The organism is Williamsia soli (assembly GCF_017377795.1).
GTDB classification, from domain to species: Bacteria; Actinomycetota; Actinomycetes; order Mycobacteriales; family Mycobacteriaceae; genus Williamsia; species Williamsia soli.
Window position 1 is genome coordinate 245,771 of the sequence record NZ_JAFRDR010000007.1, and the last position, 22,910, is coordinate 268,680.

Consider the following 22,910-nt stretch of genomic DNA (forward strand, 5'->3'; position numbering starts at 1 on the left):
GATGAGAGATTGAGAACTCGAAGGTAACCTCATAACCTCATAGTTGTCGGGAGGGAACGCATATGGAGCCAATCGCACTGGCGTTGGGGTCAACAGCGACTAAGTGGGTCTTTCGAATGTGGATGAAGGATGAACTTCTCGCTGACTTATCAGGCGACCTTGTCGATGTCGTTCGCGGCCGAATCGGAGACGTGATGGAGGGTCGACGTGCTAGCAGGCAATTTGAACAACTCGCCGAACTTATGGCCCAACGACTTCAGCCCTTCATCGATAGCGAGTTCCAGAGCGCAGATCGTGGTGAACGAAGTGCCGCCGCGATAGCGGTCGATAAAACTCTCGAAATTAGTCTATTGGCCAATCTCGATCCAATTAGTGTCGATCTGGATGCGACTCTTCTCGAACAAGTAATCCGTTCTAACCACCCACGTGGTGCGAGCGAGGCCCTGCTCGGAGATAGTGGAACAGCGCTTTACGATCTTTTGCTCACGGAGTGCTGCAGTTACATAGTCGCCGCCTGGGGGCGGCTGCCCGACTTTGGCTCAAGGGCTGCTCGAGAAATGCTGGCGCGTAGCACGCGTCTTCTTGAGATCGGTGAGGCAGTGTTGGACCGGTTGCCGAAGACCCTCCCAGACTCCTGGGGTCGGGGGTCTGTTGACGAAATATTCGCCAGTAGATACTTAAAAGCTGTGGTTCAGAAGAATGACAAACTCCAGATCTATGGGGTTCGCGACAGCGACTATCAGGCTGCGTATTCATTGTCGGTTGCCTATATTAGTCTGTCAGCGACCATGCCCATGAAACCTAGCCAGAGTAGAATGGCAAGCAAGGCTGTATCAGGGCCAAATCCTGATGATGATTCGAGTCAACAGCGCGATTCCTCCCGTCACGACGAGGACGGCTTGCGTGTCGAGTCGGCCTTAACGGGCCACCCTCGATTAATCTTAGGTGGAAACGCAGGATCCGGCAAGACGACTCTCCTTCAATGGATCGCAGTAACGGCCAGTCAAAGTCGATTCAGCGACGAACTCGCCGGCTGGAATTCAAGCATTCCATTCCTCTTGCCGTTACGGCGGTTCGCCTTGGGGGAGCTTCCGAGGCCCGAAGAATTCGTGGGAGTAAATCATTCACCCCTTGCAGGAGTGATGCCAGAAGGATGGGTGCATCGGGTCTTGGCAGACGGCCGAGCATTAATACTAATCGATGGTCTCGACGAATTGCCTGAGAGCCAGCGCTCGAAGGCGCGTGTATGGCTGCTCGATCTAATTGACGCATATCCGGGGTCTCGATACATTGTGACTTCGAGACCGCTTGCGATCTCGCGCGACTGGGCGGCAGTTAAAGATTTCAAGTATTCTGAGCTTTTGTCGATGCAGCGAGTGGATATACGGGCGTTCGTCTCTCATTGGCATGCGGCCGCTGCGGGTTCTGTTGATTCGGACGAGGAGAAAGCTCTCGTGCGTATCGCCGAAAATAAAATGCTCGCTGCTGTGGACGATATTCAAATGGTGCGCACCCTTTGTACCTCACCACTGCTATGTGCGCTAATTTGCGCCATTCATCGGCAGAATGTGAACAAACTGCCGGAGAATCGAATGGATCTCTACGACACTGCTCTGCAAATGTTGGTTAACAATCGCGACGAAGAACGAGACATCAAGGTCCAAAGCATTTCGACACTGAGTTACATGGAGAAAAGGGCTCTGCTTTCAGACTTCGCTCTCTGGCTACACGAAAATGGTGCTGCGGACGCGGAGCTGGAACTCTACCGGCACCGGGTGGCAGGAAAGACCCGACAACTCGCGCGGCAGTCCGAACTGGAAGGTGGGCAGGTTGCGGACCTGATGCTCGCGCGAAGTGGGGTATTGAGAAGTCCGGTAGAGGGGCGCGTTGACTTCGTGCACCGGACCTTTCTCGAGTACTTGGCTGCTGCTGAGCTGGTGGATGACGAGGCCCTTGGAAAGATCGTCGAACACGCTCATCTTGACCATTGGCGTGAAGTAGTAATCATGTCGGCGGGCCACTTCAGTTCTAAGAAGCGTGAGGAACTGTTGAACAATCTTGTGCAGCGAGGGAAGCGGGAGCCGATCCACCGTCACCGCCTGTTCCTGCTCGCCGTGGCATGCCTGGAGACCTCCGCGGTCTTAAGCGAAAAGGTCCAAGAGCTGCTGGGCACTTGCTTGGACGAAGTTGTGCCTCCGGCCAACATGACCGATGCTGCCTCTGTGGCGTCAGCTGGCGCCCTCGCAGTTCCGAGGTTAAAGATTGAAAATGGTCGAGCGACGACGGTAGCCGCATGCATACGGGCGTTGTCGCTCATCGGCACAGACGATGCACTTGAGGTGCTGAAGACCTACCGCAGGGATAGACGAGTGACTGTCACCCGACAGTTGATCCGCGCTTGGGGTCAGTTCAACAGTGAGACATACGCGCGGGAAGTACTTGCCGACTCGACTCTCGATAGAGGCTTTATTAGGTTGACTGACCCAGATACCGTGCAATTTTTGTCTAGTATGCAGCACGCCAAGGCCGTTATGTTGGACTTTCCAGGTAAGTTTGACGACCTCGCGTCGATACCTGCCTCTGATGCCGCGTGGGGTCTTGATGTGTCTTGGGCTACGAAGTTGGATGACTTGGTCGATATCAAAAAGTTCCCGAATCTCGCAAGATTGTGGATGTCAAACTCGTCAGTTCGCTCCTTGTCCGGGCTCTCGGCTTGCGAGAAACTGGAGATCCTGTATCTCAGTCAATGTTCGGCGCTGTCCAATATTGACGACCTCGCTGATTTTGAACGCTTCGAGCTTATAAATTTGTACAACACCGCAATCCGCGATCTGGGGCCCCTTGGGGGAGTTGAAGTTAAGTCGTTAACGGTAGGCGGCCCTCACCTCGAGCACGTCGGCGCAGACCTAAAGGTTCAGGAGCTATCGTTGACTGTTAGTCCCAAGCTTGTTGACTTGACTAGGCTATCTGGTGTCGCTGACATGCGCACTCTTAGGATCGTAGTTCTTGGTGACAATGACGATAGCGGCGAATTATCTCTAGGCCTGCCGACAGGTCTTGAACGCCTGTCGATTTCGTCTTACATTTCCGCGGGTCGATCGGTCCGATTGTCGGGTGGCGATAATGTTGAGTCTTTATTCATATCGGCTCCAGTAAAATCTCTACCCGTAATGCCGAAACTGAGAACGCTCGCCCTGTCGACTTCCGGTAATCCATCCTGGCCGGATCTGAGCGCAACTGATTGGGGCCTATTTCCAGAACTTGTACGCGTCGATATCGCGGGGCCAGGGGCCAGTTCTTGCGTCATTCCAGGATTCTCGCGAAAGGAGGACCTGAGGTTTTCGGAGTTCAGCGCTTCGTTTACTCGGACTGAAGCTTAGGTGATACTGACGATTCGCGAATCAAGCCATTGGTAACTGGTCGGGCGGTCGAAGTGATTCTTTGATGTGTGGAATAAGTATGTTGAGTAAAGCTGGTGCCCGACTTATTTGGATTCACAGCTTCTTGACAGCCTCGTCGGAGGTGGGTGGCAGGCGCTGATTCAAGAGTGAGTGCCATGACAGCAGACACTCTCGACGATGCCCCGGCCGAGGCCCCGGCCATCATCATCGACGACACCCCCGCAGCGCCGGTGCTAGACATCGTCGTCCCGGTATTCAACGAGGAACTCGATCTCGCGCGATGCGTACGGCAACTCGCCGACTTCGTCGCTTCCTCGATGCCCTACTCGGCGCGGATCACCATCGCCGACAACGCCAGTACCGACACCACGCTTCAACTCGCCTGCACTCTCGCGGCGTCGATAGGCGAGGGTACCCGCGTCCGGGTTGCGCACCTCGACGCCAAAGGCCGCGGCCGGGCACTGAAGGCGATCTGGCAGCACAGCGACGCCCAGGTGGTCGCCTACATGGATGTCGATCTGTCGACCGACCTCAACGCGTTGCTACCCCTGGTTGCGCCGCTGGTGTCCGGACACTCCGATCTCGCCATCGGGACGCGCCTGACGCGGTCGTCGCGGGTGGTGCGCGGTCCCAAACGCGAACTCATCTCGCGGGGCTACAACCTGATGCTGCGCACCGCCATGGGCGCGAGCTTCTCCGACGCCCAATGCGGTTTCAAAGCCATCCGCGCCGACGTCGCACGGCGTCTGCTGCCGATGGTCGACGACACCGGATGGTTCTTCGACACCGAGATGCTCGTCCTCGCGCAGCGGGCCGGCCTGCGGATCGCGGAGATCCCCGTGGACTGGACAGATGATCCGGCCAGCAAGGTCGACATCGTCAAGACCGCGACCGAAGACGTCAAAGGCTGCTGGCGGGTCGGACGGGCATTGGCGACCGGACGACTACCGGTGGCGGATCTGCGGGACAGTCTCGGCCGCGGCGACACGGGGCCGCAGGTCACGGGTGTGCCACGCGGTCTGGCAGGTCAACTGGTCCGATTCTGTGTGGTCGGTGTCGCCTCGACGACCGCGTACGCGGTGCTCTACCTGGCATTGCACTCTGTCGCCGGTGCGCAGGCCGCCAATTTCCTCGCTTTGTTGATCACGGCCGTGTTCAACACCACGGCCAACCGGGCCTTCACCTTCCGGGTCCGCGGCCGGGACGACGTCGCGAAACACCAATTGCAGGGCTTCGCGATCTTCATCTTCGGGTGGGCGCTGACCGCGGGATCGCTGTTGTTGCTGCACATGTGGGCCCCGGACGCCTCCAAGCACATCGAACTCCTCGTGCTGGTGGTGGCGAACCTGATCGCCACGGTGCTGCGTTTCGTCGGATTCCGCTGGGTGTTCCGCGCCTCGCACCGTTCCGCCGCGGAGGTGCCCGCATGAGCCTCCTCATCGACAGCCCGCCAGCAAATCCGGCTCCGGGACAGCCTGATCCCGATCCGCAGTCCACCGCCCGGCCACGATGGGAGTTACCGTCGTTCGCCGCGCTCGTCGTGGCCACCGGGGTGCTCTACCTGTGGAACCTGAGCGCCAACGGTTGGGCGAACTCCTTCTATTCCGCAGCGATACAGGCGGGTTCGCAATCGTGGGAGGCGTGGTTCTTCGGATCCTCCGACGCCGCGAACTCGATCACCGTCGACAAGCCGCCGATGTCGCTGTGGATACCGGGCGTCGCAGTCCGCATCTTCGGCCTCAACTCGTGGTCGATCATCGTGCCGCAGGCACTGATGGGTGTCGCCTCCGTGGCGCTGCTCTACTGGATCGTCCGGAAACGTTTCGGCCCGGCGGCCGGTCTCATCTCGGGTGCCGCATTGGCGCTGACCCCGGTGGCCGCGCTGATGTTCCGCTTCAACAACCCCGACGCGCTGCTCGTCCTGCTGATGATCGCGGCGGTCTGGGCAACCCTGAAAGCCATTGACGACGGCCGTATCCGGTGGATGATCTTGACCGGCGTGTTCGTCGGCTTCGGTTTTCTCACCAAACAGATGCAGGTCTTCCTCGTCATCCCGCCGCTGGCGCTGACGTATATCGCCTTCGGCCCGAAGACCTGGATCAGGCGCCTCGGGCACCTCTTCGCCTCGCTCGGTGCGATGATCGTCTCGGCCGGGTGGTGGGTGCTCGCTGTCGAGCTGTGGCCCAAGGACTCGCGTCCCTACATCGGCGGTTCGCAGGAGAACTCGATCCTCGAATTGACGCTCGGATACAACGGATTCGGACGCCTCAGCGGCAACGAGACGGGCAGCGTGACACCCGGCGGTGGTGGCGGCACTGCCATGCCCGAGCAGCTGGGCGGTACCGGAACCGGTGGTTTCGCAGGCGGGCCCGGCGGCGGTATGTGGGGACAGACCGGGTGGACTCGGATGTTCGACTCCGCGCAAGGCGGTCAGATCGCCTGGCTCATCCCGGCTGCGTTCATTCTCGGTATCGCGGCAATCGGGCTGTGCGGCAGAGCAGTGCGGACCGACAGTCGACGCGCACTGCTCGTCGTGTGGGGGCTGTGGCTCGTCACGACCATGGCCGTGTTCAGCTTCATGGCAGGCATCTTCCACGCGTACTACACCGTTGCGCTCGCGCCGGCGATCGCCGGACTCGTGGGCGCCGGCGGGGTGATGTGCTGGCGGCACCGAGACCAGACTCGGGTGCGGTTCGTGCTGGCCGGCGCGACCCTTGCCACCGGCGTCATGTCGTACGTGCTGCTCGACCGGTCCGCGGACTTCCTCCCGTGGCTGCGGTACGTCGTGCTGATCGGCTCGATCGTGGCCGCTGCCGGTCTCGTGTTCTCCGGAGTGAAAAAGGCTGCGCTGCAGCGCTCCGCGGTGGTCGCTGCGCTGGCCGCCGTGGTCCTGGGCCTGGCAGGCCCGGCGGCGTACGCCATCGACACCGTGTCGTCGGCCAGGGCCGGTTCCATCCCGAGTGCGGGCCCGGCAAGTGCCGGTGGATTCGGGCCAGGGGGCGGCATGCGTATGGGAGGTCGGGGCATGACCCCTCCGGGTATGACCGGACTGCAGGGAACACCACCCGGTATGACCGGACAACAGGCAGTACCGCCCGGTATGACCGGGCAGCAAGGTATGCCGAATCAGACCGGTGCGCAGACGAATCCGACCCCGGGCTCGACCGGTCGAGGCGGTGCCCCGGACGGCCGCGGCATGGGTGGTGGGGGACTGCTGGAGGGATCCAAGCCGACCGATGAGCTGGTTGCGGTCCTGAACCAGAACGCCGACGACTTCACCTGGGTGGCGGCAGCCATCGGCTCCAACAGCGCATCGGGGTATCAATTGGCCACCGAGCGATCGGTTATGCCGATCGGCGGCTTCAATGGCAGTGACCCGTCGCCGACCCTGGCGCAGTTCCAGCAGTACGTCGCGGGCGGCGAGATCCACTATTTCATCGCCGGTGGCGGGGGGATGATGGGCGGCGGCAGCGGCACCGCGTCGGAGATCACCGCGTGGGTCGAGGCGAACTTCACCAGCACCACGGTTGGTTCGGTGACGCTCTACGATCTCAGCTGAGGAGATTGCTGATCGAAATATATCGGCGAGCCATCTCGTATGAGCACCGGTAGGTGGCGCCTTTCTTCTATCCTTCGCGAGACGAACACAGGAGAAAGGTGCCACCATGACCGAGATCCCAGTCCCCGTACAGCGCTTGATCGACGCGGCGAACGCCGGCGACACGTCGGCGTTCCTCGCCGGCTTCACCGAGGACGGTGCGGTCGACGACTGGGGCCGCACCTTCCGCGGCAGTGACGCGATCAGAGACTGGTCGGACGCGGAGTTCATCGGCAAGCAGGTCACCCTCGACATCACGACCGCCGATGTGTCGGGGCACGTGACCACGATCGTCGCGCAGGTCGGCGGCAATGGCTTCAACGGTCCGAGCACGTTCGGCTTCACCACGGCAGGCGATCGCGTCTCGCTGATGACCATCACCGGATGAGCGAGACCGAACCCGGCGGTGCGCACTCGGTGGACGGTCGGCCGGGCAGCGGGCTGGACCTCAAACACCGGCTCACGCGGATGGCCGGCCGCGACCCGCACGAGGACGGGCGGGCGGCGACAAATCTAGAACTGTTCTTCGACCTCACCTTTGTCGTCGCGTTCTCGTTTGCAGGCGTCGAGGTCGCGCATTTTGTCGCCGAAGGCCACTTCGAAACCGCGGTGCTCGGATTCATCTTCTGCACGTTCGCGGCAATCTGGGCCTGGATCAACTTCTCGTGGTTCGCCTCCGCCTTCGACACCGACGACTGGGTCTACCGGCTCACGACGATGGTGCAGATGGTCGGCGTGCTGATCTTGGCCCTGGGGATCGCGCCGGTGTTCGAATCGCTGGACCACCACGGCGGTGTCGTCGACAACCGGGTGCTGGTCCTCGGGTACGTGGTGATGCGCCTGGCCATGGTTGTGCAGTGGGTGCGGGCGGCGTCGAGCAGTCCGGACTATCGCCGCACCTGCCTGATCTATGCGGGCGGCATCACCATTGTGCAGATCGCCTGGGTGGCAGTGATTTTCCTCGACACCACCCTGTACCAGACATTGATCGTCGTCGGTCTGCTGGTGCTGTCGGAGATGGCGGTGCCCGCGATTGCCGAGACGTTCGGCAGAGAGGGAACCACTCCCTGGCACGCCCATCACATCGCCGAGCGGTACGGACTGCTCGCGATCATCACGCTCGGTGAGGGCATCGTCGGCACCGCCGCGGCGCTGCAGGCGGTGGTCCACTCGCAGGGTTGGACCGTGGAGACCGCGGTCCTCGGTCTGGCGGGCGTGGGCATCACGTTCGGCATGTGGTGGATCTACTTCGTGGTGCCCTCCGGGCAGGCTCTGCATCTGCGCCGAGGTCGATCGTTCACGTTCGGGTACTTCCACATCGTCATCTTCATGGCGATCGCGATGATGGGCGCCGGGCTGCACGTCGCCGCGCTGTACATCGAACACGAGGCGACGATCGGTGAGACCGCCGCCGTCGCGGCGGTGGTCATCCCGGTCGGGATCTATCTGGCGTGCATCTTCCTGCTCTATGGTTTCTTGCTGGGCTTTCACCGGGTGCATGTGGCCGAGGTGATCGGGATGGCCGCGATTCTCGTGGTCGCGATGGTCTGTGCTTCTGCCGGTGTCTCGGTGGTGATCTGTCTGCTCGTGGTCGCATCGGCACCCGCCCTCGGCGTCATCGTCGACGAACTCGTCGGTGCTTCTCGCCGGGCGCAGGCACTCGAAGCGCTGGAGGCGTCGGTTCGCAGTGGCGCAGTCGGGCGGTAGGGTCAGGCACGTGCGAGTACTCGTCATCGGATCGGGCGGCCGCGAACACGCCCTAGTTCTGGGCCTGCAGCGCGACCCGTCGGTCACCGACCTACATGTGGCGCCCGGCAATCCGGGTACCGCGGCGCTGGCCACCAACCACGACGTCGACATCGTCTCGTCCGATTCGGTGGTGTCGCTGGCAAAATCCGTGGCCGCCGATCTGGTGGTCATCGGGCCCGAGGTGCCGCTGGTGCTCGGGGTTGCCGATGCCCTGCGTGCCGCGGGATTCGCCACGTTCGGTCCGGGTGCCGAGGCGGCAAAGATCGAGGGATCCAAGGCGTTTGCGAAAGATGTGATGGCCGCTGCCGGTGTCCGCACCGCGCACAGTGAGATCGTCGACAACCCCGCCCACCTCGATGCCGCGCTCGATCGCTTCGGGCCGACCTGGGTGGTCAAAGACGACGGCCTGGCCGCGGGCAAAGGAGTCGTGGTCACCACCGACCGGAACGCCGCCCGCATCCACGCTGCCGATCTGCTGGAAAGCGGACACCCGGTCCTGCTCGAGTCGTTCCTCGACGGCCCGGAGGTGTCGCTCTTCTGCCTCGTCGACGGTGCGACTGTCGTCCCACTGTTGCCCGCGCAGGACCACAAGCGCGTGGGGGACGGCGACGCCGGCCCGAACACCGGCGGCATGGGTGCCTACACGCCGCTGCCGTGGCTGCCCGATGAGATGACGCAGCGGATCGTCGACGAGGTCGTCAAGCCCGTCGCCGCGGAGCTGCTTGCGCGGGAGATCCCGTTCTCGGGTCTGTTGTATGCGGGTCTGGCGATCGGGGCCGACGGCCCCGCCGTCGTCGAATTCAATTGCCGCTTCGGTGATCCCGAGACCCAGGCCGTCTTGGCCCTGCTGAGGTCGCCGCTCGGGGTCGCACTCAATGCGACGGCGTCGGGCGTGCTGGACCAGTTGCCGCCCCTGGAATGGGAAGACGGCGCAGCCGTGACCGTGGTGCTCGCCGCGGAGAACTACCCCGGTAGGCCGCGGACGGGTGACGCCATCACCGGATCCGACGCTGAGGGCGTTCTGCACGCCGGCACCGCACTCGCCGACGGTGCCGTGGTCTCCAGCGGTGGCCGCGTGCTGAGCGTCGTCGGGGTCGGTGCCGACCTTGCTGCGGCGCGCGCCCAGGCCTACGAACGGCTGGCCGGGGTCAAGCTCGCCGGATCACACTTTCGGAGCGACATCGGCCTTGCAGCGGAAGAAGGCCGGATCAGCCTGTGATTTCCTCCGACTTCAGCCCGCGAGGTTGCGGCCGAGGAACGTGATCTGCCCGGGCAGCACGCCGCGCCAGTACCGGTTTGTGTGGCCGCCCGGCGAGGTCCCGAATGCGGGGGGTGGACGTAGCCCCGCCATCCACTGCCGCGTGTACGTGAAGAACTGGTCGCTCGACCCGCATTCGATCAGCAGTGGGATCTTGGAGAACGAATCCTGTTGCCCGAACAACGAGTTGGCCTGGTAGTCGGCAGCATTGTCGAATGCCCTCGCCGGAAAGGTGGCGGGGTCGGCCCACAGGGCGGGGGAGCTGACCGCGATCGCCGCGACGCGAGGGGCGCCCAGCATCGCCCCGAGGCGCAACGCGCCGTAACCACCCATCGACCAACCGAAGAACCCGACCCGGTCGGTGCGCAACCCGAGTTCGGGGGTGCCCTCGAGCAGTGGCAGGAACTCCTCGAGCACCATCGCGCCGCCGTCGGTGCCGTCTGCGCGGGGGTGGTAATAGCTGCGGGCGGCGTCCACCGACGCCAGAGCGAACGGAGCGTTGCCGTCGGTGGCCCATTGCTGCATCAGGTTCTGCATCTCCAGCCCACCCTGGAAAGCTGCGCGCTGGTCGGTGTTCAGGGCATGGAGGACGACGACAACGGGCAGGTCGCCGGTGACGCCCGCAGGTCGGGCGACGGTCCAGTTGGTCTGGCGACCAAGCATTTTCGCCGACACGAAACTTCCGGTGAACATCTCGGCAGCACCGGTGACCGCCGGTGGGGGAGAGACGGTCTGCGACCCGGGGTCATTGGCGCGCGCAGGCTGGGGTGCGACCCGCTCCGGTTCGTCTTTGCCGCAGGCCGCCAGGATCCCGAGCGCTCCCAGGCCCAGTCCGGCACCCAGGACAGCGCGACGGCCGGTGACGGCACCTGGTGTCCGGGATTCGCCGCTGCCCCCGATGTCGGGCCCGCGGCTGCCAAAAGTACTCATTGCGGAATACACGGTACCTGCGAGCGCGCCGGCGGTCGGTGGTGCACGCGAGCGACACACCTGACGTCATCCGATCGAGGAGGCTAACTTCGAACCCATGCGGTCGCAATCAGACAGATCCGAAGTACAGATGTTCCATGTGATGGACGTGTTGGCGGCGATCGCGCAGCGCAGGGCCCGGGGGCTGGACGTCATCTCTCTGGCCGCCGGACAGCCGTCGACGCCCGCGCCCGCTCCCGTCCTGGCCGCGACGAAGTCGGCGCTCGACGCCTCTCCGCTGGGCTACACAGAATCACTCGGCATCATGCCGCTGCGCGAGGTGGTCGCTCAGCACTACACCGACACCTACGGTGTCCAGGCCGAGGCTGCCGACGTGGTCATCACGACCGGTTCGTCGGGAGCCTTCACGCTCATCTTCCTGGCGGCCTTCGATGCCGGTGACACCGTCGCGATGGCCCGGCCCGGGTACCCCGCGTACCGCAACAGCCTTGCCGCGCTCGGCTGTGAGGTCGTGGAACTCGACTGTGGCCCCCAGACGCGTTATCAACCGACCACGGCGATGCTCGACGCGCTTGATCGTCCCCCGGCCGGACTCATTGTCGCCAGTCCGGCGAACCCCACGGGCACCATCCTGGATCCGGCTGAACTCGCCGACCTCGCTCGCTGGTGCGACGCCCACGGCACCCTGCTGATCTCCGACGAGATATATCACGGGATCAGCTACGGCAGGTCCACGTCCTGCGCCTGGGAGACCTCTCGGCAGTCGGTGGTGATGGGATCGGTGTCGAAGTACTACTGCATGACCGGCTGGCGGCTGGGATGGATGCTGGTGCCGGCGCCGCTGCGGCGTGCCGTCGAGCGGCTGACGGCCAATCTCACGATCTGCCCGCCCACGATCAGCCAGCACGCCGCGGTCGCGGCGTTCAGCGCTGAATCCAAGGTCGAACTCGACGGCCACGTCCGTAGGTACGCCCGCAACCGCGAACTGCTCGTCGACGGGCTGGCGGCGCTGGGGGTCACCGATGTGGCGCCGCCCGACGGGGCCTTCTATGTGTACGCCGACCTGTCCGCGATCACCGACGACTCCCTCGGCTGGTGTGAAGGCGTGCTGGAACAGACCGGGGTCGCGATGGCGCCCGGACTAGATTTCGACACCCGTCGCGGCAACCAGACCGTGCGGATGAGCTTCGCCGGCGCGACCGACGACATCGGTGAGGCACTGAGCCGACTCGAACCGGTCTTGCGCTGAGATGTCGTCCGGATCGCCCAATAGCTGAAATCGTTTCCCAGGGTCAGATTTTCGCGGAAATGGACCCACCGCTGCGCGGCTTTGGCACCATGGCGGGGTGAGAGCAGCAACAACCCCCAAAGGAACGCGTCGGCGCGCGCGACTGATCGCCGCCGCGGGGGAACTACTGCTCGAAGGTGGATTCGACGCCGTGCGTCACCGCGCGGTCGCGGACCGCGCCCAACTGCCCCTGGCGTCGACCACGTATTACTTTGCCTCCCTTGAGGATCTGGTCGTCGAGGCGGTTGCGTTCAACTGTCGCGGCGACCATGACGCCATCGCAGAACGAGCGCACGCGCTACCCAGGCGCCGCCGGGGCGGTGAGACCACCGCCGAGGCGTTGGCCGAGGTGTTCGTGGGCGAACGGACCACCCGCGAGCGACTGACCTGCCGGTACGAGGCGATAGTCCTGTGCGCGCGTGTGCCGCGCCTGCATCAGGTACTGGTCGATCACCGTAACTCGCTACGCAACATACATTTTGAGGTTCTGGAGAAGTCCGGTCGCAGCACCGATCCGACCGGCATAGAACAGCTCATGGCGGTCGAGGACGGCGTCGTGATCGGCGCCCTTGCCGACTCCGTCGACGACCTGGTCAAGGTCACCCAGGTGGCGCTGTGCGAGGTCATCGATCAGTTGGCCCCGGTCGCCTCGGCCTGAGGTCGCGAACGACGAATTTCTCGCCCCTGTCGGCGTATCGCATAATGGGCCGGTGCCTGAATCAGAATTGCCAGTGACCAAACCGCGGGTGGCCAACGTCCTGGCCGGACGTTACGCCTCTGCTGACCTGGTGCGTCTGTGGTCCGCCGACCACAAGATCGTGCTGGAGCGGCAGCTGTGGATCGCTGTCCTCAAGGCGCAACGCGATCTGGGCGTCGACGTCCCGGACGGCGCCATCGCCGACTACGAGCGAGTCCTCGACCAGATCGATCTCGACTCGATCGCCGATCGTGAGCGAGTGACCCGACACGACGTGAAAGCCAGGATCGAGGAGTTCAACGCACTCGCCGGGCACGAGCAGATCCACAAGGGCATGACCAGTCGAGACCTGACCGAGAACGTCGAACAGCTGCAGATCCTGCGCTCCCTCGAGCACGTCCACGCGCATGGTGTCGCGACCGCAGCCCGCCTTGCCGAGCGCGCCGCACAATATTCGTCGGTGGTGATGGCAGGCCGCAGTCACAACGTCGCGGCGCAGGCGACCACCCTCGGCAAGCGATTCGCATCAGCGGCCGACGAGTTGCTCATCTCGCTCACCCGGCTGCGCGAACTCATCGCCCGGTACCCGCTGCGCGGCATCAAGGGCCCGATGGGCACCAGTCAGGACATGCTCGACCTGCTCGACGGCGACGTGGAGAAGCTGTCCGAGTTGGAAGCGAAAGTAGCTGAGCATCTCGGCTTTTCGAAGTCACTCACCTCGGTCGGGCAGGTCTACCCGCGGTCGCTCGACCACGACGTCGTCTCCGCCCTCGTGCAGGTCGCGGCAGGTCCGTCGTCGCTGGCACACACCATCCGGCTGATGGCCGGCCACGAGCTGGTGACCGAGGGCTTCCAGCCGGGTCAGGTCGGCAGCTCGGCGATGCCACACAAGATGAACACCCGCAGCTGCGAGCGCGTGAACGGGCTCCAGGTCATCCTGCGCGGATACGGATCGATGGCCGCCGAACTCGCAGGTGCACAGTGGAACGAAGGCGACGTGTTCTGCTCGGTGATCCGCCGGGTTGCCCTCCCCGACGCGTTTTTTGCCATCGACGGCTTGATGGAGACCTTCCTGACCGTCCTCGCCGAGTTCGGTGCCTACCCCGCGGTCATCGCGAAAGAACTCGATCGGTACCTGCCGTTCCTCGCGACGACAAAGGTGCTGATCGCGGCAGTTCGCGCCGGGGTCGGACGAGAAGTGGCCCACGAGGCCATCAAGGAGAACGCCGTGGCAGTGGCGCTCGCGATGCGCGAAGACGGTCGCGAACCGGACCTGCTGGACCGGCTCGCCGCAGACGACCGGCTGCCGCTGGACCGGGCCGCGCTCGACGCCGCACTGGCCGACAAATCCGCATTCATCGGTGCCGCAGAACACCAGGTCGCCGACGTTGTCGCCCAGGTCGGAGAACTGGTCAAGGCCTACCCCGACGCCGCTGGGTATGGTCCTGCCCCGATTCTGTGACTGTGTTGAATTTGCTCGCCCGCTCGCTGGGTCGTCGCGGCCCTGATCGCGTCGTCTTCCTTCCTCCTCGCATCGCTTCGCTCGCTCCTCGTCTGTCCAGACAACGCGGGGCCGCGAGACCGTGGGCGGTTCCGTCGAGCGTGCCTTTGTGACTGCCGAGCGGGCCTTTGTGACCGTTGATCGTGCCTTTGTGGCTGTCGAGCGTGCCGATCAGGGTTGACAACAGCCCAGGCGGGGCTAGTATTCAACTCATTAGTTAATAACTGATTGGTTGAATACATAGGGGACGTTGTCGTGGGTGAAGATCAGCTCAGTGCCGTGTTCGGGGCTCTCGCCGATCCCACGAGACGGGCCCTGCTGGCTCGGCTGTCCGAGGGTGAGGCGACCGTGTCGGCTCTGGCGGAGCCGTTCGACATGAGCCTGGCCGCGATCTCGAAGCATCTCAAAGTCCTCGAGCGGGCCGGCCTCATCTCGCGGGGGCGGGACGCGCAATGGCGGCCCTGCTCGCTCGAGGCCGGCCCTCTTGCCGAGGCCAGCGCATGGCTTGGCGATTACCGCCGGTTCTGGGAAAGCAGCTTCGACCGCCTCGAACAACACATCAATCGGATCACGGCATCCGGCAGCCGAGAGGAAGAACCATGACAGACACAGCAACTCGCGAGTTCACCATCGTGCGGGAGTTCTCTGCCAGGCCCGAGGTCGTGTTCGACGCCTGGGTCGACAGCGATCAGGCGTCGCAATGGATGGGTCCTGAAGGCTTCACGATGCCGCGGGACCGGATGTATGGCGAAGCTCGGCCCGGCGGTGAGTACGGGGGTGTGATGGTGGGTCCGAATGGTGAGGAGTTCGCCTCGAGGGGTGTCTATCGGGAAGTGTCCCGGCCGGACCGGCTGGTGTTCTCCTGGGGCGATCCGACCGACGCAGAATCCGTGTCGGTCTGCACGGTGACCTTCGTCGAATCCTCGCCGGGCACGACCACCATGACCTTCCACCTGCTGGCACCGGGACCGCTGAGCTCCGACGACGGCGCCAAGGGAGGCTGGGGAAGTTCGTTCGACAAGCTCCACAGGTTCGTGGAGGCGGCATCATGACGATCGACACGCTGCCGCAAGGCGACCTCGGCCTGTTGCAGTCGGCTGTCGCACAGGAACTGCTGCAGATGGACATTCCGGCTCGCCTGGCCTACACGGCGTCCGACGGAACTCCGCGGGTGCTCCCCATCAATCATTGGTGGACCGGTACCGAATTGGTGATGGCGACGTTCACCGGCGCCGCGAAGGTGCGGGCGCTGCGCAACAAACCCGCAGTGGCGATCACGATCGACACCGTGGATGCGCCGCCACACGTCTTGCTGTTGCGCGGCGACGCGGTGGTCACAGACGTCGAGGGCATCGTGCCCGAATACGAGCTCACTATGCGCCGCGGTATGCCCGCCGGTGACGCCGACGAGTACTTCGCGGGATTGCGTGCCGACGGTGCGACGATGCACCGCATCGCAGTGCAGCCCACCTGGGTGGGTGTGCTCGACTTCGAAACCCGGTTTCCGGGCGCAGCACCGTCGGCGATCAGTGGCAGCGACTAGGCCTGCTCGGCATCGGTCTTGTCTGCGTGGCCGAGGTCCCACTCCGGCGCCGCTACATTGCGTACCAGCTTCTTCAGCGTGACGATGTCAGGAAAACCTTTGTCACGCTTTCGTTCCCAGATGAGCTCGCCGTCGACGTCGATCGAGAAGACGCCCCCGGTGCCCGGGACGAGCGTGACCGACCCCAACTCGGTGCCGAAGGTGTTCAGCAATTCGGTGGCCATCCACGATGCCCGCAGAACCCAGTTGCACTGTGTGCAGTAGGTGATGGTCACGGCGGCATTGGTCTCAGCAGCGTTGGTCTCGGTCACCGGATCATTGTCGCAGTGACCCGTCCCGGTCCGGCCGTCGTAGGGCAGATCATGGCCCCGCGCGCGGTCCGACTAGCCTGAAATACATGCGTCCGAGCCTGGAATCCTACGAACACCTCGCGGCCGGCAAGGTTCGTGATCTCTATTCGATCGACGACACGACGATGCTGATGGTGGCGTCGGACCGGATCTCCGCGTTCGACCACATCCTCTCCACGCCGATACCCGACAAGGGGCGCGTGCTCACGGCGATGAGCGTCTTCTACTTCGGAGAGCTCGGGGTCCCTCATCATCTTGCGGGCGACGAGTTGGACCCGCGGATCCCCGCCGACCTCGTGGGCCGCGCGCTGGTGGTCAAGAAGCTCGACATGTTGCCCGTCGAATGTGTCGCACGCGGCTACCTCACCGGTTCGGGTCTGCTCGACTACGTCGCGACCGGATCGGTCTGCGGTATCGAACTGCCGGCCGGACTCGAGGAGTCGAGCAGACTTCCAGAGCCGATCTTCACCCCGGCCACGAAGGCGGACCTCGGATCGCACGATGAGAACGTCAGCTTCGAGGCGGTGGTGGCGACGGTCGGCGAAACGCTGGCGACCAGACTTCGGGAGCTGACCCTCGACATCTACTCTCGCGGCTCCGACCTCGCGGCGGGCAGAGGAATCATCCTCGCCGACACGAAGTTCGAGTTCGGATTGGACGACGACGGCACGGTGGTCCTCGCCGACGAGGTACTCACCCCGGACAGCTCGAGGTACTGGGACATCGACACCTACCGTCCGGGACTGGTGCAACCGAGCTTCGACAAGCAGATCGTCCGGAATTGGCTGACCAGTCCGGAGTCGGGCTGGGATCGCGCCGCCGACAATGCGCCCCCTCCGCTGCCCGACGACATCGCGCAGCGCACCCGTGATCGATACATCGAAGCGTATGAACGTATTTCAGGCCTGTCATTCGATGACTGGCCGAAGGGAGAACAGTGACAGACACCTCGCAGGCCCCCGGCGCCACGCCGCCCGCCGCGAAGAAGATCCCGTTCGAACGCACCCATCACGGTGAGACGGTGATCGACCACTACGAGTGGTTGCGGGACAAGGACGATCCCGAGGTCATCGCATTCCTCGAGCAGCAGAACGACCACACCGCGGCGCACACCGCGGACCTCGCCGGCCTGCGTGATGACATCTTCGGCGAGATCAAAAGTCGCACACAGGAAACCGACATGTCGGTGCCCACCCGCCGCGGACAGTTCTGGTACTACGCCCGGACCGAAGAGGGCAAGCAGTATCCGCTCCACGCCCGCTGCCCGATCGCCGACCCGGATGACTGGACCCCGCCGAAGGTCGAGCCGGGTCAGGAGGTCCCCGGCGAAGAAATCCTGCTCGACTCCAATGCCGAGGCAGAGGGCACCGATTTCTTCAGTCTCGGTGCGCTGTCGGTCAGTGAGGACGGCACGCTGCTGGCCTACAGCGTCGACGCGACCGGCAACGAGCGATACACCATGCGGTTCAAGAACCTCGGGACCGGCGAGCTGCTGGCCGACGAGATCGCGGACACCGCTCCGGGCGCACTCTGGTCGCTGGACGGTAACCATGTGTTCTATCAAACGGTGGACGAGGCATGGCGTCCTGATACCGTCTGGCGCCACGACCTCGGCGCCGGCACCCCCGATGTCAAGGTGTTCCACGAACCCGACGAGCAGTACTGGGTCGGTATCGGTGGCACCCGCAGCGACAAGTATCTGATGATCTCCTTGGGGTCGAAGATCACCTCCGAGGTCCGGGTACTCGACGCGGCGAACCCCACCGGTGAGTTCGAGATCGTCTGGCCGCGTGAGGAAGGTGTCGAGTACGGCGTCGAACACGCGGTCATCGACGGCCAGGACCGATTCCTGATCCTGCACAACAAGAACGCCGAGAACTTCGAGCTGCTCGACGCCCCGGTGACCGACCCGACCGACACGCGCGTGCTGGTCCCGCACGACAGCGCCGTGCGTATCGAGGACGTCGACGCGTTCGCAGGCCAGCTCGTCCTGAGCTATCGCCGCGAGGCGCTACCGCGCCTGTCGATCGCTCGGCTCGGCGAGGGTGACGTCGAGTTCGTGGAGGTCGCCTTCGACGAAGAGCTCTACTCCGCCGGCCTGGGTGCCAATCCGGAATGGGCGGCGCCGCGCCTGCGGGTCGGCTACACCAGCTTCATCAACCCGACGGAGGTCTTCGACCTGGACGTCGCGACTGACGAGCGCATCCTGCTCAAGCGTCAGACGGTCCTCGGTGACTACGACCCGTCCCACTATGAGCAGCACCGTGATTGGGCCACTGCCGCCGACGGGACCAGGATTCCGCTATCGGTGATTCGCAGGCGCGGGGAGTCCGCGGGCCCGGCTCCGACACTCCTCTACGGCTACGGCTCCTATGAGTCGAGCAACGATCCCGGGTTCTCGATCTCACGATTGTCGCTCCTCGATCGCGGTGTGGTGTTCGTGATCGCCCACATCCGCGGCGGCGGTGAGATGGGCAGGCACTGGTACGACACCGGCAAGACGTTGACGAAGAAGAACACCTTCACCGACTTCGTCTCGGCGGCTCGTCATCTGATCGATACGGGGGTCACCGATCCGGAGCACCTGGTGGGCGAGGGTGGCAGTGCGGGCGGACTGCTGATCGGCGCGGTCGCGAACCTGGCGCCCGAGTTGTTCAACGGAATCCTCGCCGTCGTGCCGTTCGTGGACCCGCTGACCTCGATCCTCGACCCCTCGTTGCCCCTCACCGTCATCGAATGGGACGAGTGGGGCAACCCGTTGGCGGACAAAGAGGTCTACGACTACATGCGGTCGTATTCGCCGTACGAGAACGTCGACAAGAAGGCCTACCCGGAGATCCTGGCGATCACATCGCTCAACGACACCCGCGTGATGTACACCGAGGCCGCGAAGTGGGTGGCTCGGTTGCAGGACAACACCACCGGCGATGCGCCCATCCTGCTCAAGACCGAGATGAAGGCCGGCCACGGCGGTGTCAGCGGCCGGTACAAACAGTGGGAGGAAGTCGCCTTCGAGTACGCCTGGGTGCTGCGGCAAACCCGCGCCATCTGAGCCCAGCGGCAAACCCAGCAGCGCCCGTCCGGAACGAACCGGGCGGGCGCTGCTGTTTGCGGCTGGGTGTTGCTAGTGCATCATCACCGGTGCGGCGGGCTTGCCGTCGGCGTCGGTGGTGCTGCGGGCAATCGCCCTGCGGGGCAAGAAGAACGCCGGGACAATGCAGAGCGCGATCAGCACAGTGGTGACGATGAAGGTCTTGCCGAACCCGTCGGCCATCGCGGTGACGTTGTCCGCTCCTCGCAGGTTGTTCACGAGGATCACAGAGATGATGGCGGTGCCCACCGAGCCGGCGGCCTGCTGGACGACGTTCATCAGGGTCGAGCCGTCAGGAACCTGCTTGTCGGACAAGGTGGCGAGCGCGGCCGACATGATCGGCATCATCGTCATACCCATGCCGAGGCCCTGGATGAAGAGCGCCACGCTGAGCAACCAGAAGGACGTGTCCGGTCCGACGAAGATGAAGAAGCTGAGTCCGGCCACGATCAGCACGATTCCGGCCATCACCAGCTTCCCGGGTCCCTGACGGTCGGTGAGCTTGCCCGACATCGGCATCGTCAGCATGGCGCCGATGCCCTGCGGGGCCAGCAGCAGACCGGTCATCAGAGTGGTTTCGCCGCGGACACCGATGTAGTACTGCGGGAACAACAGTGCCGCGCCGAGGAATGCGGCCATGAAGAACGTCATCGTCACCACTGCCCAGGAAAGCTTGCTGTTACGGAAGAGCCGCAGGTCGAGCAACGGATTCTTGGCGCGAAGGGCGTGGAACACGAAGCCGATCATCAGCAGGAGGCCGATTCCGGCCGTGATGAGGACGGACGAGTCGGCGAAGCTGCCGTGTTCGGTGCTCAGGGTGATCCCGTAGAGGAACAGCGCCAGGCCCGGGGATAGCAGCAGGAGTCCGATGAAGTCGAACGTCGGTCGGGCTGATTCGTTTTCACCGGGCAGGATGATGATCGCGTAGATGAAGGCCGCGACGCCGATCGGCACGTTGATCAGGAAGATCCAGTGCCAGCTGACGTACTCGATCAGTGCGCCACCGATGATCGGCCCCAGGATGGGTCCGAGCAGCATGGGTATACCGAGGACAGCCATCACCGAGCCGACGCGCGCGGGGCCCGCGGCCTTGGTCAGGATCATCATGCCGACGGGCATGAGCATGCCGCCACCGAGACCCTGCAACACCCGGAAGACGGTCAAAGAGGTGATGTCCCAGGCGAGTGCGCACAATACGGAACCCAGCACGAACAGCACCAGAGAGGTCAGGTAGACGTTCTTGGTGCCGAAACGGGCTGCGGCCCAGCTGGAGAGCGGGATGACGGCGGCGAGCGCCAGGGTGTAGCCGGTGATCGTCCAGGCGGCACCTGCCTGGTCGGTGTCGAAGTCGGCCTGGAAGGTGTTCTGCGCCACCGACACCACAGTGGTGTCGAGGATTGCCATGATCGCGCCGAGGACGACGACGATGGCGATCTTGATCACGGCGGGATCGAGCTTGTCGCTCGCGTCCTTCGTGGTTTCGGGAGAAGTCATCAAGCTACTTTCTGCAATCGTTTAGAGAGCGTCTACTGTGCAGCCGGCGTGGCCGTCTCGAGTTCTTGTGTGAACAAAGCGCCTTCGGAACATGTCGGTGTGCTCAGGTAGTCGCCGGCCAGTATCGGCAGGAGTGCGTCGCGCAGGTTCGTGCGAAGGTCTCCGGGCAGTTGTGCGATCACTTCACGGATCAGATCTTCTCGCCGGTCGACGTTTACCGCAACTGCTTTGATGCCGGCCTCGGCGAGCGAAACCCGCTTGATCCGGCGGTCGTGGCTGTCTTCGCGTCGCAACACCAGGTCCAGATGAACCAGTTTGTCGACGGCGCGCCCGGCCGCCGCGAGCGACAGGTGGAGTTCATCGGCCAGTTCGTTGACTGACAACGCCCGCCCGTGCCTGCTGAGAATCAGCAGCGCCTTGAAGTGGGTGAAGCCGAGTTCGGTGTCGATGATGTCATTCATGGCGTCGACATCGATGGCGCACGAGAGCCTCAGCAGGAACTCGTGAACGGTGTGGAAGGTCTGCTCGACCTCGACATCTGATGACACTGTGCAACAGTAACGGCAGCGCAACTATTGATTGCACCGCAAGTAATGTGTTTTCTGTTACATCACGGGATGGGCGGCGCGATCTCAGTAGCCTGAGCAGATGACCGATACCAAGAACATCCCGCTCCGAACCCTCTCAGGCGAATCGACGAGCCTCGCAGCGTTCGCCGGACCCGTGCTGGTGGTCAACGTCGCCAGCAAGTGCGGCTTGACCCCGCAATATGCCGGTCTCGAGAAGCTTGCCAAGGACTACCGCGAACGCGGGCTGACCGTTGTGGGGGTGCCGTGTAACCAGTTCATGGGTCAGGAGCCCGGCACCGCCGAGGAGATCGAGACGTTCTGCTCCACCACGTACGGCGTCACCTTCCCGCTACTGGAGAAGACCGACGTCAACGGCGCCGATCGCCACCCGCTCTACGCCGAGCTGACCCAGGCCGAGGACGCCGAGGGAACGGCGGGGGACATCCAGTGGAACTTCGAAAAGTTCCTGCTCGACGCCGACGGTGCTGTGGTGGGCCGGTTCCGCCCACGGACGGAACCGGATTCGGCCGAGGTCGTCGGTGCCATCGAGAAGGTACTGGGCTAGAACAGGTTGCCCGGGGGCCGCAGCGCGGGCGATCGACCGCGTGATTTCGGGTGTTGTCCACTCGGACGCAACCGAATGACCATCTGACGTCGCGACACTGGGTGCCATGGCAGGTCAACTGGTCGTATCGGTGTCAGGGATCCGCGCAGAAACGCTCCCCCAGGTGCAGGCCTTCGCAACGCGACTGTCGGAGCGTTCGGTGCCGCTGTCCTATCTGGTCGCGCCGCGGCTCAAGGGCGGCTACCGCCTGGCCGAGGACGACGCGACGTGTGACTGGCTGCGCGAGCGACGGGCAGGCGACGACGCCATCGTCCTGCACGGGTACAACCAGGTCCCGAGCCGCAAGCGACGCGCTGAGTTCGCCGAACTCGGTGCGCACGAGGCCGGACTCCGTCTGCTCGCGGCCGATCGCGTTCTCGAGCACAGTGGTCTGCGGACCCGTATCTTCGCTGCTCCTCGGTGGAATGCGTCACCCGGGGCGAAGGCGGCGATGCCGATCCGTGGGTTCCGGACGAACTTGGGTTCGACGAGCATCGACAACGTGGTCACCGGCACCCAGGTCAGGGCTCGGGTTGTCGGCGTAGGCGATGGTTTCCCGGCCGAGCCGTGGTGGTGTCGTCTGCTGGTCGCGAACACTGTCCGCATCGCCCGCCGCGGTGGAGTGGTGCGACTGTCGGTGGCAGCGAAGCACCTCGATGGGTCCATCGCAGGCAAGGCAGTTCTCGACTGCATCGATCTGGCGCTGCTCCACGGCGCGGAGCCCCTGACCTATCGTGCGCTGACCCAACGGGGTCCGGCGTCGATGTCGCTGCACAGAGCCGCCTGAGGGCTCTGTGGCGGCCGGCGCCGGTCGCGAACGGGCGACCCGGGGTTTGC

At 63.9% G+C, this 22,910-nt stretch carries 20 protein-coding genes; 16 read left to right on the forward strand and 4 right to left on the reverse strand.

What is annotated here, in order from left to right; translation table 11 throughout:
- Positions 1 to 62: 62 nt before the first annotated feature.
- The 6 genes from J3S28_RS19480 to purD all read left to right on the forward strand — a co-directional run bounded on the left by J3S28_RS19480 (position 63) and on the right by purD (position 9,967).
- On the forward strand, positions 63 to 3,380 hold the full coding sequence (locus J3S28_RS19480; RefSeq protein WP_207842382.1) for an NACHT domain-containing protein: 3,318 nt from the start codon (positions 63 to 65) through the stop codon (positions 3,378 to 3,380).
- Positions 3,381 to 3,556: 176 nt separating this feature from the next.
- Positions 3,557 to 4,831, forward strand: coding sequence for a bifunctional glycosyltransferase family 2/GtrA family protein (locus J3S28_RS19485; protein ID WP_207842383.1), 1,275 nt, complete (start codon positions 3,557 to 3,559; stop codon positions 4,829 to 4,831).
- Entirely contained in the window at positions 4,828 to 6,960 is a 2,133-nt protein-coding gene (locus tag J3S28_RS19490) for a glycosyltransferase family 39 protein (RefSeq protein ID WP_207842384.1), read from the forward strand. The genes J3S28_RS19485 and J3S28_RS19490 overlap by 4 nt, the downstream gene beginning before the upstream one ends.
- Positions 6,961 to 7,066: 106 nt before the next feature.
- Positions 7,067 to 7,387 carry a nuclear transport factor 2 family protein gene (locus J3S28_RS19495; protein WP_207842385.1) on the forward strand — a complete coding sequence of 107 codons (321 nt, stop codon included), beginning with the start codon at positions 7,067 to 7,069 and terminating at the stop codon, positions 7,385 to 7,387.
- Complete coding sequence (locus tag J3S28_RS19500; protein WP_307797266.1) at positions 7,384 to 8,706, forward strand: low temperature requirement protein A; 1,323 nt, start codon at positions 7,384 to 7,386, stop codon at positions 8,704 to 8,706. Before J3S28_RS19495 ends, J3S28_RS19500 begins: the two co-directional genes overlap by 4 nt.
- Before the next feature lie 10 nt (positions 8,707 to 8,716).
- The gene (purD, locus tag J3S28_RS19505) at positions 8,717 to 9,967 is read left to right on the forward strand and encodes a phosphoribosylamine--glycine ligase (protein WP_207842386.1); all 1,251 of its coding nucleotides are present in this window, start codon (positions 8,717 to 8,719) and stop codon (positions 9,965 to 9,967) included.
- A 12-nt stretch (positions 9,968 to 9,979) separates the two neighbouring features.
- On the opposite strand, the gene J3S28_RS19510 is transcribed toward purD, so the two are convergent.
- Positions 9,980 to 10,936, reverse strand: coding sequence for an alpha/beta hydrolase (locus J3S28_RS19510; protein WP_237341793.1), 957 nt, complete (start codon positions 10,934 to 10,936; stop codon positions 9,980 to 9,982).
- A gap of 97 nt (positions 10,937 to 11,033) precedes the next feature.
- Here J3S28_RS19510 and J3S28_RS19515 point away from each other — a divergent pair, with 97 nt between their 5' ends.
- From J3S28_RS19515 to J3S28_RS19540, 6 genes are all read left to right on the forward strand, one after another.
- Positions 11,034 to 12,185 carry a pyridoxal phosphate-dependent aminotransferase gene (locus J3S28_RS19515; protein ID WP_207842387.1) on the forward strand — a complete coding sequence of 384 codons (1,152 nt, stop codon included), beginning with the start codon at positions 11,034 to 11,036 and terminating at the stop codon, positions 12,183 to 12,185.
- Positions 12,186 to 12,282: 97 nt separating this feature from the next.
- Positions 12,283 to 12,882 carry a TetR/AcrR family transcriptional regulator gene (locus J3S28_RS19520; protein ID WP_207842388.1) on the forward strand — a complete coding sequence of 200 codons (600 nt, stop codon included), beginning with the start codon at positions 12,283 to 12,285 and terminating at the stop codon, positions 12,880 to 12,882.
- Between the two features lie 73 nt (positions 12,883 to 12,955).
- Positions 12,956 to 14,383 carry an adenylosuccinate lyase gene (gene purB, locus J3S28_RS19525; protein WP_207842477.1) on the forward strand — a complete coding sequence of 476 codons (1,428 nt, stop codon included), beginning with the start codon at positions 12,956 to 12,958 and terminating at the stop codon, positions 14,381 to 14,383.
- Between the two features lie 294 nt (positions 14,384 to 14,677).
- Positions 14,678 to 15,025: an ArsR/SmtB family transcription factor gene (locus J3S28_RS19530; RefSeq protein WP_207842389.1), complete on the forward strand. Its 348-nt coding sequence runs from the start codon at positions 14,678 to 14,680 to the stop codon at positions 15,023 to 15,025.
- Entirely contained in the window at positions 15,022 to 15,474 is a 453-nt protein-coding gene (locus tag J3S28_RS19535; protein WP_207842390.1) for an SRPBCC family protein, read from the forward strand. Before J3S28_RS19530 ends, J3S28_RS19535 begins: the two co-directional genes overlap by 4 nt.
- A complete protein-coding gene (locus J3S28_RS19540) occupies positions 15,471 to 15,965 on the forward strand; it encodes a pyridoxamine 5'-phosphate oxidase family protein (RefSeq protein WP_237341795.1) in 495 nt (164 codons plus the stop codon). The genes J3S28_RS19535 and J3S28_RS19540 overlap by 4 nt, the downstream gene beginning before the upstream one ends.
- On the opposite strand, the gene J3S28_RS19545 is transcribed toward J3S28_RS19540, so the two are convergent.
- The gene (locus tag J3S28_RS19545; protein ID WP_307797267.1) at positions 15,962 to 16,276 is read right to left on the reverse strand and encodes an Rdx family protein; all 315 of its coding nucleotides are present in this window, start codon (positions 16,274 to 16,276) and stop codon (positions 15,962 to 15,964) included. The genes J3S28_RS19540 and J3S28_RS19545 overlap by 4 nt on opposite strands.
- Before the next feature lie 86 nt (positions 16,277 to 16,362).
- Between J3S28_RS19545 and J3S28_RS19550 the strand changes: the two genes are divergently transcribed.
- Together J3S28_RS19550 and J3S28_RS19555 are read left to right on the forward strand one after the other, a co-directional pair.
- Entirely contained in the window at positions 16,363 to 17,256 is an 894-nt protein-coding gene (locus tag J3S28_RS19550; RefSeq protein ID WP_207842391.1) for a phosphoribosylaminoimidazolesuccinocarboxamide synthase, read from the forward strand.
- Positions 17,253 to 19,367, forward strand: coding sequence for a S9 family peptidase (locus tag J3S28_RS19555; protein WP_207842392.1), 2,115 nt, complete (start codon positions 17,253 to 17,255; stop codon positions 19,365 to 19,367). The genes J3S28_RS19550 and J3S28_RS19555 overlap by 4 nt, the downstream gene beginning before the upstream one ends.
- Before the next feature lie 72 nt (positions 19,368 to 19,439).
- Here J3S28_RS19555 and J3S28_RS19560 read toward each other — a convergent pair whose 3' ends face one another.
- Positions 19,440 to 20,900 carry a DHA2 family efflux MFS transporter permease subunit gene (locus tag J3S28_RS19560; protein WP_207842393.1) on the reverse strand — a complete coding sequence of 487 codons (1,461 nt, stop codon included), beginning with the start codon at positions 20,898 to 20,900 and terminating at the stop codon, positions 19,440 to 19,442.
- 32 nt (positions 20,901 to 20,932) lie between these two features.
- Entirely contained in the window at positions 20,933 to 21,448 is a 516-nt protein-coding gene (locus tag J3S28_RS19565; protein WP_307797268.1) for a MarR family winged helix-turn-helix transcriptional regulator, read from the reverse strand.
- Positions 21,449 to 21,548: 100 nt separating this feature from the next.
- On the opposite strand from J3S28_RS19565, the gene J3S28_RS19570 reads away from it, so the two are divergent.
- Positions 21,549 to 22,034 carry a glutathione peroxidase gene (locus J3S28_RS19570; RefSeq protein WP_207842394.1) on the forward strand — a complete coding sequence of 162 codons (486 nt, stop codon included), beginning with the start codon at positions 21,549 to 21,551 and terminating at the stop codon, positions 22,032 to 22,034.
- A gap of 106 nt (positions 22,035 to 22,140) precedes the next feature.
- Positions 22,141 to 22,860, forward strand: coding sequence for a DUF2334 domain-containing protein (locus J3S28_RS19575; protein WP_207842395.1), 720 nt, complete (start codon positions 22,141 to 22,143; stop codon positions 22,858 to 22,860).
- Positions 22,861 to 22,910: the final 50 nt, after the last annotated feature.